This window comes from Paracoccus sphaerophysae (assembly GCF_000763805.1).
Classification (GTDB): Bacteria; Pseudomonadota; Alphaproteobacteria; order Rhodobacterales; family Rhodobacteraceae; genus Paracoccus; species Paracoccus sphaerophysae.
The window spans coordinates 18,545-33,425 of record NZ_JRKS01000015.1; the positions used below are offsets into that span (position 1 = coordinate 18,545).

The 14,881-nt window shown below is 59.7% G+C and carries 12 protein-coding genes and 2 pseudogenes; 5 read left to right on the forward strand and 9 right to left on the reverse strand.

From position 1 onward, the window contains the following. Nucleotides 1–36: 36 nt before the first annotated feature. The 5 genes and pseudogenes from IC63_RS17995 to IC63_RS06620 form a co-directional block, all read right to left on the reverse strand. Nucleotides 37–3,513: a hypothetical protein gene (locus tag IC63_RS17995; protein WP_156965383.1), complete on the reverse strand. Its 3,477-nt coding sequence runs from the start codon at nucleotides 3,511–3,513 to the stop codon at nucleotides 37–39. A gap of 5 nt (nucleotides 3,514–3,518) precedes the next feature. Continuing rightward, nucleotides 3,519–3,908 carry an OmpA family protein gene (locus tag IC63_RS17380; protein WP_084115578.1) on the reverse strand — a complete coding sequence of 130 codons (390 nt, stop codon included), beginning with the start codon at nucleotides 3,906–3,908 and terminating at the stop codon, nucleotides 3,519–3,521. A gap of 117 nt (nucleotides 3,909–4,025) precedes the next feature. Beyond that, complete coding sequence (locus tag IC63_RS18000) at nucleotides 4,026–4,955, reverse strand: hypothetical protein (RefSeq protein WP_156965384.1); 930 nt, start codon at nucleotides 4,953–4,955, stop codon at nucleotides 4,026–4,028. Next, on the reverse strand, nucleotides 4,952–6,832 hold the full coding sequence (locus IC63_RS18005; protein WP_156965385.1) for a hypothetical protein: 1,881 nt from the start codon (nucleotides 6,830–6,832) through the stop codon (nucleotides 4,952–4,954). Before IC63_RS18005 ends, IC63_RS18000 begins: the two co-directional genes overlap by 4 nt. A gap of 798 nt (nucleotides 6,833–7,630) precedes the next feature. Then, nucleotides 7,631–8,095 (reverse strand): annotated as a pseudogene (locus IC63_RS06620) (DUF882 domain-containing protein); the annotation flags it as partial. On the opposite strand from IC63_RS06620, the gene IC63_RS06625 reads away from it, so the two are divergent. Next, the gene (locus IC63_RS06625) at nucleotides 8,030–8,692 is read left to right on the forward strand and encodes a hypothetical protein (RefSeq protein WP_156965386.1); all 663 of its coding nucleotides are present in this window, start codon (nucleotides 8,030–8,032) and stop codon (nucleotides 8,690–8,692) included. The pseudogene IC63_RS06620 and the gene IC63_RS06625 sit on opposite strands and share 66 nt — an antisense overlap. Before the next feature lie 168 nt (nucleotides 8,693–8,860). Here IC63_RS06625 and IC63_RS06630 read toward each other — a convergent pair whose 3' ends face one another. Together IC63_RS06630 and IC63_RS06635 are read right to left on the reverse strand one after the other, a co-directional pair. Further along, nucleotides 8,861–9,259, reverse strand: coding sequence for a helix-turn-helix domain-containing protein (locus IC63_RS06630; RefSeq protein ID WP_036718251.1), 399 nt, complete (start codon nucleotides 9,257–9,259; stop codon nucleotides 8,861–8,863). A 254-nt stretch (nucleotides 9,260–9,513) separates the two neighbouring features. Next, nucleotides 9,514–9,762 (reverse strand): annotated as a pseudogene (locus IC63_RS06635) (hypothetical protein); the annotation flags it as partial. Here IC63_RS06635 and IC63_RS06640 point away from each other — a divergent pair. From IC63_RS06640 to IC63_RS06650, 3 genes are all read left to right on the forward strand, one after another. Further along, entirely contained in the window at nucleotides 9,756–10,205 is a 450-nt protein-coding gene (locus IC63_RS06640; RefSeq protein WP_156965387.1) for a hypothetical protein, read from the forward strand. The pseudogene IC63_RS06635 and the gene IC63_RS06640 overlap by 7 nt on opposite strands. Next, the gene (locus tag IC63_RS06645; protein WP_036718258.1) at nucleotides 10,202–10,390 is read left to right on the forward strand and encodes a hypothetical protein; all 189 of its coding nucleotides are present in this window, start codon (nucleotides 10,202–10,204) and stop codon (nucleotides 10,388–10,390) included. Before IC63_RS06640 ends, IC63_RS06645 begins: the two co-directional genes overlap by 4 nt. 326 nt (nucleotides 10,391–10,716) lie before the next feature. Further along, on the forward strand, nucleotides 10,717–11,214 hold the full coding sequence (locus IC63_RS06650) for a very short patch repair endonuclease (protein ID WP_036718259.1): 498 nt from the start codon (nucleotides 10,717–10,719) through the stop codon (nucleotides 11,212–11,214). 501 nt (nucleotides 11,215–11,715) lie between these two features. Here the strand turns inward: IC63_RS06650 and IC63_RS06655 are convergent. Beyond that, nucleotides 11,716–12,057, reverse strand: coding sequence for a YnfA family protein (locus IC63_RS06655; protein WP_036718263.1), 342 nt, complete (start codon nucleotides 12,055–12,057; stop codon nucleotides 11,716–11,718). Further along, nucleotides 12,054–12,494, reverse strand: a complete 441-nt coding sequence (locus IC63_RS06660) for a MerR family transcriptional regulator (protein WP_036718265.1) — start codon at nucleotides 12,492–12,494, stop codon at nucleotides 12,054–12,056. The genes IC63_RS06655 and IC63_RS06660 overlap by 4 nt, the downstream gene beginning before the upstream one ends. An 87-nt stretch (nucleotides 12,495–12,581) precedes the next feature. Between IC63_RS06660 and IC63_RS06665 the strand changes: the two genes are divergently transcribed. After that, on the forward strand, nucleotides 12,582–14,879 hold the full coding sequence (locus tag IC63_RS06665) for a heavy metal translocating P-type ATPase (RefSeq protein ID WP_036718267.1): 2,298 nt from the start codon (nucleotides 12,582–12,584) through the stop codon (nucleotides 14,877–14,879). Nucleotides 14,880–14,881 lie beyond the last annotated feature (2 nt).

A 14,881-nucleotide genomic window follows, 5' to 3' on the forward strand; every position in this document is an offset into this window, starting at 1 on the left:
CTCAGACGCAAGAAGCTCATGGTACTCCGACTCGCGTCACTCTTTTGTGGCTGGACCTTCCATAACCACGGAACCCTTTAGTTTGCCCTCTAATGACCTTACGCGCCAGGCCGGCGGAAGGTCCTCGCACCCTTGAGACACAGACTGCGATCGGGAACCCGGGTTGCGCCTAGGCTCTAAGCTCGCCCCGATTGATGCACATTCGACCGGAAGATTGCTTCTCCCGGCACTGACGAAGCTGAACTCGCCAGGGTGCGACGACTCGGCGCTCATAGTGACAGCCACCTCTGCCACTTCGTCCCCTACTTGATCCCCTGTGCCCGCTCCGATCGGCTCGGAGAGGAAGAAGTACGCAAACGAAATCTCGATGTCAGAGAGGTCAATCAGCCGCGCATTCCAAGGAACGACAAGCTCCCAATTCCCATACAGCGCATATCCTTCGAAAGGCATCCGAGCGGGCCGCTCATGAGACCAACGGCTGGCGATCCTCGATAAATCATGAGGCGCTCGCGCGCGAGCATATATAGCTGACGGCCCCTGTCTTCGGAAGGTCTCCCGAGAGAACCCATGTGCGGTTCGAACCAGACCAAATCCGGAGTTGGCTACGAGCACCTGCAGTTCGACCTCAGAATTTGCACTATCGATCCCAGATAATCCGATATCGATCGTCCTCGCATTCAGAAAAGAATCCGCAATGGTGCCGTCACCCGGCCCAACGACTATTGTCAAAACGTGCGAGGTGCCGGAGCTACCATGGTCCGCTGCCCAACTGAGAAATTCGCTCCACTCATCTGGCGACAGCCGACTCCGAACGCTGATTGGACCAGTGTCGCCGTAGTTTCCAAGAACGGAATTTCCGGGAAGGCACCCGTGCTCCCTGCAGATATCGGTGGCTAGTCGGTAAAGTTGCCGCCAATGCGTGAGAACAGAATCAGGAGAGCCCCTCTGTCGCTCCGATCGGCGATCAAACCACCTGAACAGATGGACGTCCCGATCGAGGACAAGCCGTGTAAGGTCGGGATCGTCGAGGATCAACTCTTTGATGACGCCTCGAGCTCCGGCATCGCCTCCAACCCATGCGGACAGGGAGGCTTCGAAGAGATCATATTCACGCCGCAGCATCTCCGCGAGGTAGAACACCTGTGGAAGGCGGCGGAGCGCTATCTCCTCTTGCCTCTGGCCGATCTCCAGAGCGACATCCTGTGCTGCAGCTAGCTCCTCGATTTGACTAACTGCCGCCTGGCGATAAATCTCATCTCGCTCTGCACCGGCCCTTATAGCTCCCAACGTGCGAGCAGCGTCGTCTAGGACCTCTGCCTGCCTGTACGCAGCTTGAGACAAACTAGCGATCTCGGAATCTAGAGAACGAGCTCTGCGCATGTTGGAGTCAAATTCTGCGACTGAATCCAAGTAGTCGCTCACCGCGAGACCGACAGTGCCTAGCCCCGGAAGCGCCGCATCCAGTGCTGCCTGGGCAAGCTGGCGAGTGGCCACATCTGTGAAAGCTGATTGCCATTCAAGCTGACCCGACGCTCCCGAGGCCGCAGAAAAAGCCATAGCTTCCTCGGCCAAGGAAGCCTTGATGGCGGCACCAACCTCAAGCGCCGCCAGCGACGTGGCGGCTTCATCTAACACATCGTCGGCAGCGATCTGGCGAACGAACCCAAGCATCTCATCCGCTTCGCCCCGCTCAGCGACCTCGAGAGCAAGCTCCCCGAAATCAGATATGCCGAGACTCGATAGGAAGAACTCTCGCAGATCAGTGGCGTCGCGCATCGCCGACACGGCAAATTCATGAGCCGCCGCCGTGGCCTCAGGCAGTGGAACGTCCGGAGGTGCACCCTTCGTTTCCCATACGAGGTCCCTTATAGATCCAAGCTGCACGGCATCACGATCAAGTCTTGCTATCAGATGACCGTCTGCCTCGCCAAATTGAACCTCCTGCAGACGAGCAGACAATTCCTGAGCCGAACGAGCAGAATAGCTTCTCCCCACGCCCTCCCCGATGTGCGCTTGGATTGCTTCCTGAACCGGATTAGGCAGACCTTCGAAGACACGTCGAGGCCAGATTTTAAACATCGCCTTAATGGCGCTTGCCCGAACTGGACTGTTGACTCCCTCTGTTGAGATGATCGCAAATTCCAGCATGCTGCTGGCAAAAAGCGCAAATTCGGCTTCATTCTCTGGGATGACGATGTCCGCGAGTTCCGAAGCAAGGTCAGGCGAGGTCCAATTATCTGATTGACCTAGGGCTGTCTGAAGAGCCGGGACCAATTCCCAAAACTCATCCTGGCGAAGTTGAGCTAGTTGAATAAGGCCTTCGACTGGCAGCGCTACTCTGATTGACTCCCGCATACGCTCGATCTCTGCCGGGAGAACAACCTCGCTATTTAGAACAGAGCGCCCTAGGTTGAGAAGCGAGTCAGCCGTTGGGTTCTCAACATACTCTTGCAAACTCGCGAAGCCACTGACGTATCCGTCCACCTCGCGCTTTAATTCCTCGATCTGCGACACATATTTTCTTACCTCGGAGATAGTCTCATTCAGCTCCAGAGCCGAAGCGGCGGAAGCCTGTACCTGGTTTAGTAGCGCAGCTTGGTCGTACAAACCGCTGTCAACTGCCACTCCAACTAACGCGCCCTCCACATCCCCGCTCCGAAGTGCGCTCACGATCTGTGGATCTACGCCCGTCGCCGAGACGACAGCCGCTGTCACTGCCGCCGCCGCGCGAAGGGCTGCCTGATCCGCCGCTTGCATGAAAGCTTCACGCTCAGCAACAGCCTCACCTATTCGTTCCTCGAGAGCAGCCTTCTTATTGGAAGCCAAGCGAACGCGCGCTTCGTATTGATCTTGCACCGCACGCTGCATCTCGGAAGCAGGAGCCGAAGCGCGCAGATCGGCGACCGCCTTGTGGCTCTGTGCGCGCACAAGACTCTTCAATATCTGGGCGTTGTCTTGTCCTTGGATGCTTGCATTTATTTCAGCATTGAGGGTCTCGAACTCCAGAAGCAACGAGTTCATGTTCGCGAGGTGGATGGCCGGTATTCCTGGTCGGGTAGTTAGCCCACTGCCCCAATAGTCGGCGCCGACGTCGAGTAATTCAATCCTGTAGCGTGCATCCGTAATGAGGAGTGACCGCGCGCTGGTTGCCCCTGCTGAAGAAAGCCCACTTATGCTTTCTAAAGTCTCCAGCGCCGACTTATACTCTGTCCTAGCATCGACGTGTTTGCGCTGCAGAAATAGCTCGTCTGCTAATGCCTTCTTGTAGTATCCAGAAAGAAGCTGGAGGTCGGGTCGATCAAAGCTTGGTAGCTCCGACAAGCGGTCCGGATTGATTATTGGCGCAACACGGATCAGGGAGGGATGACCTTCGGCCTCTTCGCTCCCATTCTCGTCCTGCGCCGAGACCGAGCCTCCAAAAAATGCAGTCAGGACGAGAGCGGTGCAAGCCGTCGCAAGTAGCCGCCCGAGCTTGTTCCGACGCAGAAAGATATTCTTCTGAGCGACAGCCATTGTGCCTACTCCGGCTCCGAGTCCATTGGATCGCATTCGCTCCGATCAGCAAGAAACGCGTCTTCCTGAGATACAATCAATTCCACCTTGCGATCGAGCCAATAGTTTTCCGGCTGCACCGAAGATGCATAACGATCTCCACATGCAAATAATGAGATTCGGCTACGGGAGATGTCTTTGGACGCTAACGCCTCGGCGACGGTCAATGCACGCGCTGACGATATCTGCTGGGTTATAGCTGAGCTTCCGCGTCGGTCGGAATGTCCAAAGATGTACGCCGTAGATTCGACGTGCGCTTCGAGCGCTTCATAAGCAACTTCAACTTGCGCATGCCCGAACTGTGTCAAAGAGGAAGCCTTCGACCCAAAGAAGATGTGGGCGACGGTGTCAGCCATGGCAGCGTGCCCGGCAATCAAACTCGAAGATGCTGCTAACGCTCTGGCAGCGGCCGTTGCAAACCGGAGGATCCGACTTGCAAAGGTATTGCGGGACGCGTATCTAAACGTCACAACCTATTCGCCCATGATTTTTGCAAACTCTGCTGTGCTCTTATTGTGAAATTTTGAGACGATCGCCTTTCCTAGCGCCTTTCGGTGCGCAACGTCGGTAAATCGAGGACTCGAAATTCCAACTGAACTCAGGTACGGCTTGGCGATGCTGCTCGCGTTGAAAACCTGCCATGCGCGAAAGAGGCAGTTATCTGCAGTGCTCTCGAGCTCTTTCCGTGTGCGTTCAGACAGATTTTTCGACCTGAGGATCCTTTCAACCGTGGCCTGTTCCAGTTCGACCATCGCGATGTCGAACTGGTAGGGCGTAACGCTATTTACCGGTCTTGCCTCACGTGGGTCCCGAGGCTCACGCCACTCGAACAGAAGGCGTTTGATCACGCCCATGTTCACTGAAAACAACTCTTTGTTGATCTCAGAAAGCAGCTGTATCGTTTCTGGGCTCATTGGAGCGCAGCGTTCGGCAGCCGCCTGCGCTACACCCGCGAGCGGCCCCAAATGATCGAAATTATCGATTAATTCAACGGCACCCAACTGCAATTGCGTCGTGACGAGAGTTGCTGCATGGAAGAACTTGATCTGCCGCAGATCTGGAGGCGTATTACGATCATGCTCAATAACAAAACTTATGAGGTCGTAATACGCGTGCCGCTGGGAAATCGACTGGTATTCGCCCGGGCGCATCTTGAGAGTGTTGTACCTTGCGGCGTCCAAAAACGTCCAAGCCAATCCATCACGCCTGTCTAGCGCAGCTTTCATCTGGGCGGCGGTGCTAAGTGCCCGTAGATCAAGGTACTGTATCCGATGCTGATAATGCCAGTCCGATGGCTCTCTGGCCTGCTTCGGAGCGCCCGGAGGAAGCTCTTTTGCCGTTGCTGAACTGAACGCGAATGCGCACGCAATGACAGCTACAATCGGATTCGAGAGCTTTCTCATTGTCCTGGCGGTGCTCCCAACAGAGATTCAAAGCGCCAGGAAGTTACCTCGCCGGCGTCTGAGGGTCCGATGAGGAGGCCAGTGTTCATCCCAGTTACCGCATAGAGAGGTTGACCTGGGGGGCCAGACGGAGACTTCGGGCTGATCTGCTGCTCTGCTCTGCTGAGTGAGTAGACCACGATTCCAGTCGCGGTTTCGGCAGCTACAAAGCCTGAGTTCCCACGCCACACCGCAGAAACTGCCGCCATTCCATCTCCGGTTTCTGGCGGCGGCGCAAATTTGCAAGCACCGCACGCAAGGGGCTTCAGGCCTTTCTCGCTGGCAAGGAAGGTTTCGACCTCTCCGGCTCCACCTTCCACTGAAACACGCACCAAGAGGCCACTTGCCGTCGAGAACAATTCATCCCTCGGATGGCGGTCCAAGCTTCCGAGGCGCCCTTCCGTGCCATAGATCACCCACTCTTCGTCGGTGTAGGACGCGAGAAACAGCGATCCGGGCTCCTCGCCGGAGATTATGCCGACTCGAGATATGTTCACGTTCTCGTCAATTAGGTAAGCGTGCATTTCACCTGAGCGGGCATCGAACACTTCGAATCGACGCTTCGGGACACCTGAGCCCGTACGCCGAATCAGCCCAATATTCTCATCGGTCCGGGAATCAGTACTCCTCTTCTGCGTCGCCAAGTACCATCTTGCATCCAAAGATCCGACGAGATCGTTGGAAAGGCTTTCTACAATCCCCTCCTTATTGATCTCTTCGGCGGCTATCACACGGCCTGCTGCGTTTGTGACCGCGGCAAGGATTTTGGTGTCAGCCGACTTGATGAACCAAGCTCCCCTCCGTCCCGATGTTCTCGGGTTTTCTCTCACCGTTTGGGGCGAGAGGATCTCGGAGAGCGATTGCGGATCCGGTCCGAGGAAGACGCTGCCGTCCCGACAGCCTAGAATGATTGGAGCCGGGTTAGGATCGTGCACGAGGAGATCGCTTACAACACACGTCTCGGGAACATCTTCGTGCTGGAGGACCAGGATCTGAGCCGGACTGGCGAAGCTAGCGCTCTCCGGAAGGCGGTAAACTCGAACTCCGATGCGGTCACTGCTCCTCCCGCCCAAGGCGGGGTCCCTCAAGTTTCCTTCTTCCGCTTGTGCGCCGCCTTCCCTATCACCACCCGTCGCCTGACTATTAAGGTCACCGTTGACATTCTGAACGACCATCAATCGATCAGCAGGTTTGATTAAGTGAAGGTTGCCCGAGATTGCATCAGCGTAAAAACTGCTAACGCGATCGACCGAGAGAACGCTGTCACGCAAGTCCTGCAAATCGCCAGCTGTAAACAGGCTCTGAGCAGCCAATAATCGCAGATAGGTGTAGCGGTCCCGATGCTCCCGTCGTCTTGCCTCCGAAGGGTTTGCCTGCAAAAATCTCTCGTATTCGTCGGCTCCCGCGCTCCAGTATGCAGCGGCCTCACTGAGGTCGTCATTCGAAGGAGGCGCACGTCGGGTTGCTACGGCACTTCCGATAAGGATGCTGTCATCGACGGCGTTCTTTATCGCGCCCCAATCCAGCGGTGGATCGGCTCTCTCGATCTCCTCCATCTCCGGCCCGTGGCGCTGCATTATCGTTCGAATATACTCATCCATATCGTTGTTCGCAGAATGGTACTTAAGCAGCATATTCTGGATGACGCGACTGCTTCGATCAAGCGTCAGCGCATATCGCAGGTACTGATGAGCATCGTTGCCGAAGGGTAGGCCTTCAGCATTTGAGTGAAACGCGTGTACGTGATCGATTATAGCTGAAACTATGACGGAGCGAATTCCGTTGGCGTCGTTCTGGAGTTGATCCCGTAGAGTATCATTTAAGAAGTCTTCGTCCATGAAATCTGCGTAGGCGATCACTCCATTTCGCAGCATGTCCGCGATGCCGGCTGCCCTCGCCTCACTAGAGACTGCGGCGCAAACTTCGAACTTTCCAGCGCTGCAGCGTTTCGCGGGGCAGGGCGTTCGCTCCGCATTTAGAACCCACCCTCGCGGTTCGAACGGAACGGTCACCTCCTGCAATGATCCCTGCTGCGGCAGGGGCACTGAAAGTTCCGCGTTATCGCTGCCTGCTGAAATCTGGTCCGGGCCGATCTGAACTTCGGCACCTCGCGTCGAGGCAAGAAAGAACTCGATCGGATACTGTTCTGTCACGCCCGTGATGTTTGGGGCGACGTAGTCTTCCCACGGGCAGCCGCTGAAGCATGATACAACGTCACTCTTGGCTCTTCGCCGTCTTGTCTCTTGATTTATGTTCGCAGTCTGGTCCGGCGTACGAAGATCGAACGCCACTGTTTCACCGGGATAAACTCGCAGACCTTCCGTGACGAAATTCGAAGGACTCTGCGTAGTAACGTCGATTACACCCTGACGGCTAGTACCGGCACATAGACTCTGCGAGTGCGCTTCGCTTCCACAAAGAATGGCTATTAGGACAACGAAAGGCTTATGACGAGCGAGCACTTCTGTACCACCTTCTCCGCTCAATCTAAAGATGCTCGATGAAGTGTCGGATTCTGTCAAGATGCTTCGCGTTCGGAGCGACAGTGGGAGGCTGGGTTGGCTTGCCTGGTCTGCCGCTCCGCTGGGAGATGGGGCGACCGAGGAGAAGAGGCCGATGAGAACGAAAGTCGCTTATCATCGTCGTCCCCGCTTCCAGTCGTCGAGCCGAGCGTAGATCGTGACCGCGATGCCGCCGAGTGCGACCGCGATGAACACCCAGCGCAGCGTATCGAGATACGGGACCAGCGGCAGGATCGCGGTCTGTGTGTCGGCCAGCACCTGCTGCGTCACTTCGACGCCAGCCGCGCCCAGCGTCGCCACGCCCGCCGCGCCACCGCCCTTCATCGTGCGGCTCTGCGCCAGCACCTCGCGCGCAGGCGGCTTCTCGGGCGCGAAGGGAACCGGCCGCGCCGGGAAGCGCTCGCCCCACTGGCGCGTAGGGCCGAGGTCGATGTGCATGAAGTCCGAGCGCGGGTAGAAGCCGAAGCCGAGGAACCCGACCTCCCGCGCCGCGGCCTCGAAGGCCACCGGGTCGTGGTTCGTCATGGCGATGTCGAAGGCGGCGCCATCGAGGTGCTTGGAGCGGGTCCGGGAACTAACGTTTCAAAAGAGATCGCTAAGCTCATATCTCTGGCGCAGCACTATGAATTTAATTCGGTGATGGTCGACGTGACGCGCAACGTCGACATCGCGGCAACGTTTGCCAGTAGCGACTGGGAGAGTGGAAAAAGAGCACGCGAGGGTGGAGGCGTTATCTACCGTTTTGACGCATTAATGATCGAAAAGGCGTCGGTTGATATGCTGAAAGGCGGGGTGCGCTCGCCCCTGCTAGGCCCACTTGCCCTGCTAGGCGTGACGGACGTCCATGAGATTGGGTTCGACCTGCAGCGGCCAGTGCGTCAGCAAGGCGGTAGTCTTTTTGGCCTTGAGACTGCTGCTGCGCATTTTCTTTTCCAAATGCACGGTGCCTTGGAGGCTTTCGTATTTGAGGAGGATGACGTAGGCGCGTACGACATCCCTGAGATGAACTATCTTAGACCGGCGGATGATCCGGGTCTTGCTGTGTTCGACATGAGTGCCCGAGACCAGGTCGAACCATTAACCGATGACGAAATCGCCGATGGCCTCCGCCGTGCTGGAAAGAGCGATAAGGAAGTGGCCCGCGCTTTATCATGGAGGCGCGATGGAATTATTTGACCCACCTTCTCCACGCAATTGCGGAGAGCTTTGCGCATCCCATCATTCGGGCGCTCCTTCAATATAGTTCGATATGCTTCAAGAGCTTAAATGTTCTGCGGCCGAAGATCGGGATTCTTTATCTGCCAATTTCAACCACCGATAGAATCCTGATCGTGGTGCGGCAGCTCACTCTTCAACCATAATCGCCGTTGCTGGGACGCCGAGCCGGTATCCACGGTTTCGCACCGTCGCAATCAGTGCCTTGCTCTCGGCATCGGTAAACCCAGCAGCCTTGAAAGCGTCACGCAACTCGCGGATCAAATCCTTGGCCTCGCGCGCAGTCGTGCCTTCGACATGGGATCCGGAGGCAACCTGATCGCGCGACAGCGCCTTTTCCAGCAGACGCTCGAACACGGGGAAGATCTGACGCGACAGAATGACGGAGCGACCGTTCCATTGAACCTCGGCCGTTGCCCTTCGCACTCGAAGCACGGGCGCCAGCGGGACCGGCACCAGTGCGGCGTCGTCGATTGCAGCGCCGAGGACGTTCGAGGCAGGCTTCAGTACCTTGAGGGTTTCGATCAAATGAAAGCCCGCATCGTAGTGTCGTCGCGCAGCCTCCGTTGGCAATTCCGGTGCGAGGAACTTGTACTTCCATCGGCTAGCGTCAGCATCGAGCCAAAATCTCCAAGCGTTCTAGCAGCAATGGATCGCTTGGCATTGTTGTCAAAAGAAAAGCACTTGGACAATCTTAAGTCAGATGGTGTTCCGGATGGTTCGACAGAGGGCGATCCCGCTGGTGAGTTCCGTGACGCGCTTCTTAAGTGCGTCTACGAGGGTATGCGCGTCATATAGGACGTTGCGATCCCCTCCTGCTCTGCCAGTTCGGCGATGGTAGCGAACTCACCCGATTTGAGCATCCGCTTCCAGCGGAAGGCTCGGGCCAGCGCCTTGACCAGTGTCTTGTCCGCCTTGCGGTCTGGCCGAACGCCATCGGGGAGGTGCATTTCCTTTCGGCCGCCGCGCTTCACGACACGGAACGGGACGTGGAGCGTCACGGTCTCGGGTATCGGCGCGCCGTGTGTCATGCGGCTACTGCCGTGTAGGCGACTACGACGACGATGACGAGATCAACCTTGTGGTCAGCCACGGCTCGATGGTCTCGACCATGCCGGTCGTCGAGGGCCAGGTCGAACGGGTGATCAGCGTGCGACAGATTTCCCACGCCGTGCTGCGGTACTCCGAGAACACCGGCATGCTACGACTGGCCCGCATCCGGAAGGCGCATCAACCCGAGATCGCGGAACTCTTCGCCTCGATCATCCTCGACAGGCCCGGCTTCTTCGACGGCGACGATGCGCAGGACCTCTATACCCTGCGCCCCGTCGAACTGGCCGGACCAAGCTTTGCCTTCGATGCCGCCTACGATCCGCTGATCGACAAGGTGCTGATCATCGAGGCGGCGGCCGACCTGATGGCGCCCGGCAAGAAGGAGTATTCCGCATCGGCGACGGGGCGCTGGCATCCGTGATCGGCACCGCGGCAGGGTTCGGCACAGCCCCGAAGCTCGCCGCGGAGAAGGTCTGGCGGCTCGGCGATACGCCATCGGGTCGGGCGGTGTTTCTTGCGCTGGAGCCGACGGCCCTGACCGGCGACGGCATCATCGCATCGTTGCACCAGGTGGCGCTGGGCTCGGACATCACGATCTGCGGATAGTATTGCCCACAGATAGTGAGGTGCGGTCACGCCGGGTATTGAAAGGTCAACGTCTGGGCTCTCGTGGTTTGAAATCGGCCAGCTCATCTCTGCGTAACCTCTTGCGCCAGCCGCGAGATAAACGAACATGCTTCGGAAACATGAGGTTCTCCATTGGGGATGCCGGAGTTTAAAACGGGTTTGAGTTCCATCAGTCTTGATTCCCCTTATCTATGTCCGTCTGGAGCACCGCGTCTGCCGAAAACACGGCTACACATCGCGTTGTTCTTCGGTCAGGTTTGCTCTAGGTTCGCAACACAAGGTAAGACCGCGCGGAACTCTAAGCAATGACCGACGTGTTCGATCCGCAGACGCGGTCAAGGATCATGGCGAGCGTTAAGCAAAAGGACACCGCTCCCGAGATCGCCATTCGCAGTGCGCTTCACAAGAAGGGCTTCCGCTACCGTCTTCACTCGAAAAAGGTCTATGGAAGGCCCGACTTGGCCCTTCCCATGCACCGCGCCGTCATCTTCGTTCACGGCTGCTTCTGGCATCGGCATCATGGATGCCGCTACGCCTCTACACCGTCGACTCGCGCGAACTTCTGGCAGGCAAAGTTCGAGGCGAACGTTGCTCGGGACAGCGCCGTCCGTGGAGTGCTGCTTGCGGCGGGTTGGCGTGTGGCGACGATCTGGGAGTGTGCCCTGCGAAAGCCCGAACAGGCCTCGCTAGCCACCGAGCGTCTTTCAGCATGGCTACTGACTGAAACTGACACGCTCGAGCTCGGCGAAGTCGAGGTTTCGGCACCCACCAGTGAAGGCGACGATGCCGGCTCTTCCAGCTGATTGATCCAGCCCGGCCGGGCTATGATGCGCCTCTTGAATGTTCGATCCGAGTTCCTTCTTGCGAACGCCACTGGCGTCGGAAAGTTTAGCCCATATATCCGCATTTCCTATGTTTTCAGAGGCTTGCAAGCTATTCACCAAATCCGCGCAGTCATCAGGTCTGGAGAATATCGGCCCTGAGAGACCGCTTCCGGGCCTCCTCGCAGCAGGGGCAGTGCTCAGCCCCTCCCGCATAACCCTCGAAAACAACGGAAAAATCCGGCCGCAGCCGGATCGAGAGAACGCTTTCGCGAGGGCAAGTGGCGGAGGGGATGGGTCTGGAATCCAACCTTCTCCAGTCTAACTTATTGATTTTAATATACTTATGCGTCGTTTCCCAGGCTGCACTTCTGGCGCATCCGCGACCGAACTACGTCGCGAAGACGACAATCATCTAGTGGCACTATCTTCGGCTGTTCCAGCGTGACACACCGCCTTGACGATCTTCGGTCGAGCGCCTGACTAGCTCCCCATCGCCCTTGGACCGAACAGGATGACCGCCGCACCGAAGAGGCAGATCGCCCCGCCTGTCAGGTCCCAGGCGTCCGGCCGCTGCTTTTCGACCATCCAGAGCCAGAGGAGCGATGTGGCGATGTAGACCCCGCCGTAGGCCGCATAGGCGCGCCCGGCGAAGTCGGATGGGGCGAGCGCGAGCAGCCATGCGAAGGCGGCGAGGCTCGCCACTCCGGGGACAAGCCAGATGGCGCTCGCCCCCTGCCGCATCCAGGCCCAGACCGCGAAGCAGCCCGCGATCTCGGCCAAGGCGGCACCGGCATAGATGGCGAATGTGCCGGGCGCGGTCATGGACTGGACTCGCTCTCCGGATGGCGGTGGTCGGTGGAGCAGAGGGAATGGTCGCCCAGCACCTCGATCACCCGGCAATCGGCAATCTTGCCGCCCACGCATTGCACGACCATCCGCTCCAGTTCGGCCTTCAGCGCCGTCAGCCGCGCGAGGCGGCGCTCCACCTCGGCAAGCTGCGCGCGCGCGATGGCGTCGGCTGCGACGCAAGGCTGTTCGGGATTGTCCGAGAGGCTGAGAAGGTCACGGATCGCCTCGAGCGTGAAGCCGAGGTCCCGTGCGTGGCGGATGAACGCAAGCCGTTCCAACGCCTTGCGTCCGTAGAGCCGCTGGTTGCCGGCGCTGCGCCCGGCCTCCGGCAGAAGCCCGATCTGTTCGTAGTAGCGGATGGTCGGAACCTTCACTCCGGCCTGCGCCCCGAGTTTTCCGATGGTCAGCATCAGATTCCCCTTGAAGCTATAGTTGCTAGAGACATTAGCTTCCCGACTCGATGAAGACAATCGCCCCGCGCGGGCCGAGGATTGACGATGGCCGAAGCACGAAACGAGACCGTCTGCGACTGGACCGTGAGGGGCATGGATTGCGGATCCTGCGCCACCAAGATCAAGGATGCGGTGTCGCGCCTGCCGGGAGTGAGCGGTGTCGAGGTCGCCATCATGTCGGAACGTCTCCGTCTGACCCTCGACGAGGCGCAAACCGGGCGGGACAGGATCGAGAGCGCCGTTCGTGCGCTCGGCTATGAGATCGCGCCACGGGCAGCATCGGCGAGGAAGGACTTTGTGCTGCCCGCGACGCCGACGGCAGGGGCGCCTGGCGAGAGGGATGGCGGGGCAGATCAATCGGGCCACGACCATGACGGTCATGACCATGCGACGCACGGGAAGGTTTCGCCGCGTGACGACTCGGGCCATGGCAGCCCGGGCCATGTCCACGACGACCCCGCCGACCGGGGCAAGCCCTGGTACCAGACCGGAAAGGGCAAGCTGGTCATCTTCACGGCAGTCCTGCTCGGCGCGGCCTGGATCGTCGAGTTGATCGCGCCGGACATCGGCCGATGGGCTTTTGTCGCGGCCTGCCTCATCGGGGTTGCTCCGGTCGCGCGGCGCGCCTTCGCGGCGCTGCGGATGGGCCAACCCTTCACCATCGAGAGCCTGATGACGATTGCCGCCGTCGGCGCGCTGTTCATCGACGCGGCGGAAGAGGCAGCGCTGGTCGTGTTCCTCTTCGCGGTCGGCGAGGTGCTTGAAGGTGTGGCGGCGGGCAAGGCGCGCGACGGCATCCGGGCCCTGGCCAAACTGGTGCCCAAGACGGCGCTCCTCGAAGTGAACGGCACCACGCGCGAGGTTCCTGCGGCGAGCCTGGCCATTGGCCAGACCGTCCTGGTACGCCCGGGCGACCGCATCCCGGCGGACGGCGAGATCGTCGAGGGCACCTCTGGCGTCGATGAAAGCCCGGTCACCGGCGAAAGCGTGCCAAGGACGCGCGGACCCGGGGATGCGGTGTTTGCCGGGGCAATCAATACCGAAGCGGCCCTCCGTGTGGCGGTGACAAAAGGGGCCGAGGATAACACGATTGCGCGGATCATCCGGCTGGTCGAGGAAGCCGAGGAGGCGCGCGCGCCGACGGAACGCTTCATCGACAGGTTCAGCCGCTGGTACATGCCGGCCATCGTTGCCGTCTCGTCGCTGGTCGTGCTGGTGCCGCCACTGGCCTTCGGCCAACCCTGGGATACCTGGGTCTATCGTGGCCTGGCGCTGCTTCTGATCGGCTGCCCCTGCGCGCTGGTGATCTCGGTTCCGGCCTCGATCGCCTCGGCGCTGTCCTCCGGCGCGCGGCGTGGGCTGCTGATGAAAGGCGGCGCGGTGATCGAGGCGGCGTCCAAGGTCGGCTGGGTCGCCTTCGACAAGACTGGCACCCTGACGCATGGCCGGCCGCAGGTGACCGATGTGGTGCCCTTCGGCAAGACGACCGAGGCCGAGCTTCTGGCTGTCGCCGCGGGCGTCGAGACGGGGTCGAGCCACCCGTTGGCGGTCGCCATCCTGAACCGGGCGAAGGACGCGGGCGTCGCGCCGCTCGCCGCCAGCGAAGCCAAGGCACTGATGGGCAAGGGCGTCGTGGCGACAGTCGACGGCGCCCCGGCCTGGGTCGCCTCGCCCCGCTACGCCATGGACAACGGCGGCCTTGACGGGCTTGGACTGCGCCAGGCGACGATCTTCGAAGAGGAGGGCAAGACCGCCGTCGCGGTGTTCCGCGCCAAGTCCCCGCTCGGCCTGATCGCGATGCGCGACGAGCCGCGGGCGGATGCGAAGGATGCCGTGCGCCAGCTGACTGCGATGGGCCTGACCCCCGTCATCCTGACCGGCGACAACCCGCGGACGGCGGCGGCGATCGCGGGCGGCCTTGGCCTGAAGTTCGAGGCCGACATGCTTCCCGAGGACAAGCTCGCCTATATCCGCGAGATCGGGGCGAAGGACGGCGTCATGATGATCGGTGACGGCATCAACGATGCGCCCGCCCTGAAGCAGGCGTCGGTCGGCGTCGCCATGGGATCGGGCACCGATGTGGCGCTGGAAACCGCCGATGCGGCGATCCTGCGCGACCGCGTGACCGACATTCCCGCAACCATCCGCCTCTCGCGCGCGGCCATGGCCAACATCCGTCAGAACGTCACCATCGCGCTGGGGCTGAAGGCGGTGTTCCTCGTCACCTCGGTCCTCGGCCTGACGGGCCTCTGGATCGCGATCCTGGCCGATACGGGTGCGACGGTGCTGGTGACGCTGAACGCGCTGCGTCTCTTGCGGTTCAACCCCGAGCGCGAGGCGTGAGG

Coding starts and splice junctions, on each gene's coding strand:
- IC63_RS18000 (WP_156965384.1), bottom strand. CDS start 4,955: ATGAGAAAGCTCTCGAATCCGATTGTAGCTGTCATTGCGTGCGCATTC.
- IC63_RS06655 (WP_036718263.1), bottom strand. CDS start 12,057: ATGACCGCGCCCGGCACATTCGCCATCTATGCCGGTGCCGCCTTGGCC.
- IC63_RS18005 (WP_156965385.1), bottom strand. CDS start 6,832: ATGGACGAAGACTTCTTAAATGATACTCTACGGGATCAACTCCAGAAC.
- IC63_RS06665 (WP_036718267.1), top strand. CDS start 12,582: ATGGCCGAAGCACGAAACGAGACCGTCTGCGACTGGACCGTGAGGGGC.
- IC63_RS17380 (WP_084115578.1), bottom strand. CDS start 3,908: ATGGCTGACACCGTCGCCCACATCTTCTTTGGGTCGAAGGCTTCCTCT.
- IC63_RS17995 (WP_156965383.1), bottom strand. CDS start 3,513: ATGGCTGTCGCTCAGAAGAATATCTTTCTGCGTCGGAACAAGCTCGGG.
- IC63_RS06650 (WP_036718259.1), top strand. CDS start 10,717: ATGACCGACGTGTTCGATCCGCAGACGCGGTCAAGGATCATGGCGAGC.
- IC63_RS06660 (WP_036718265.1), bottom strand. CDS start 12,494: ATGCTGACCATCGGAAAACTCGGGGCGCAGGCCGGAGTGAAGGTTCCG.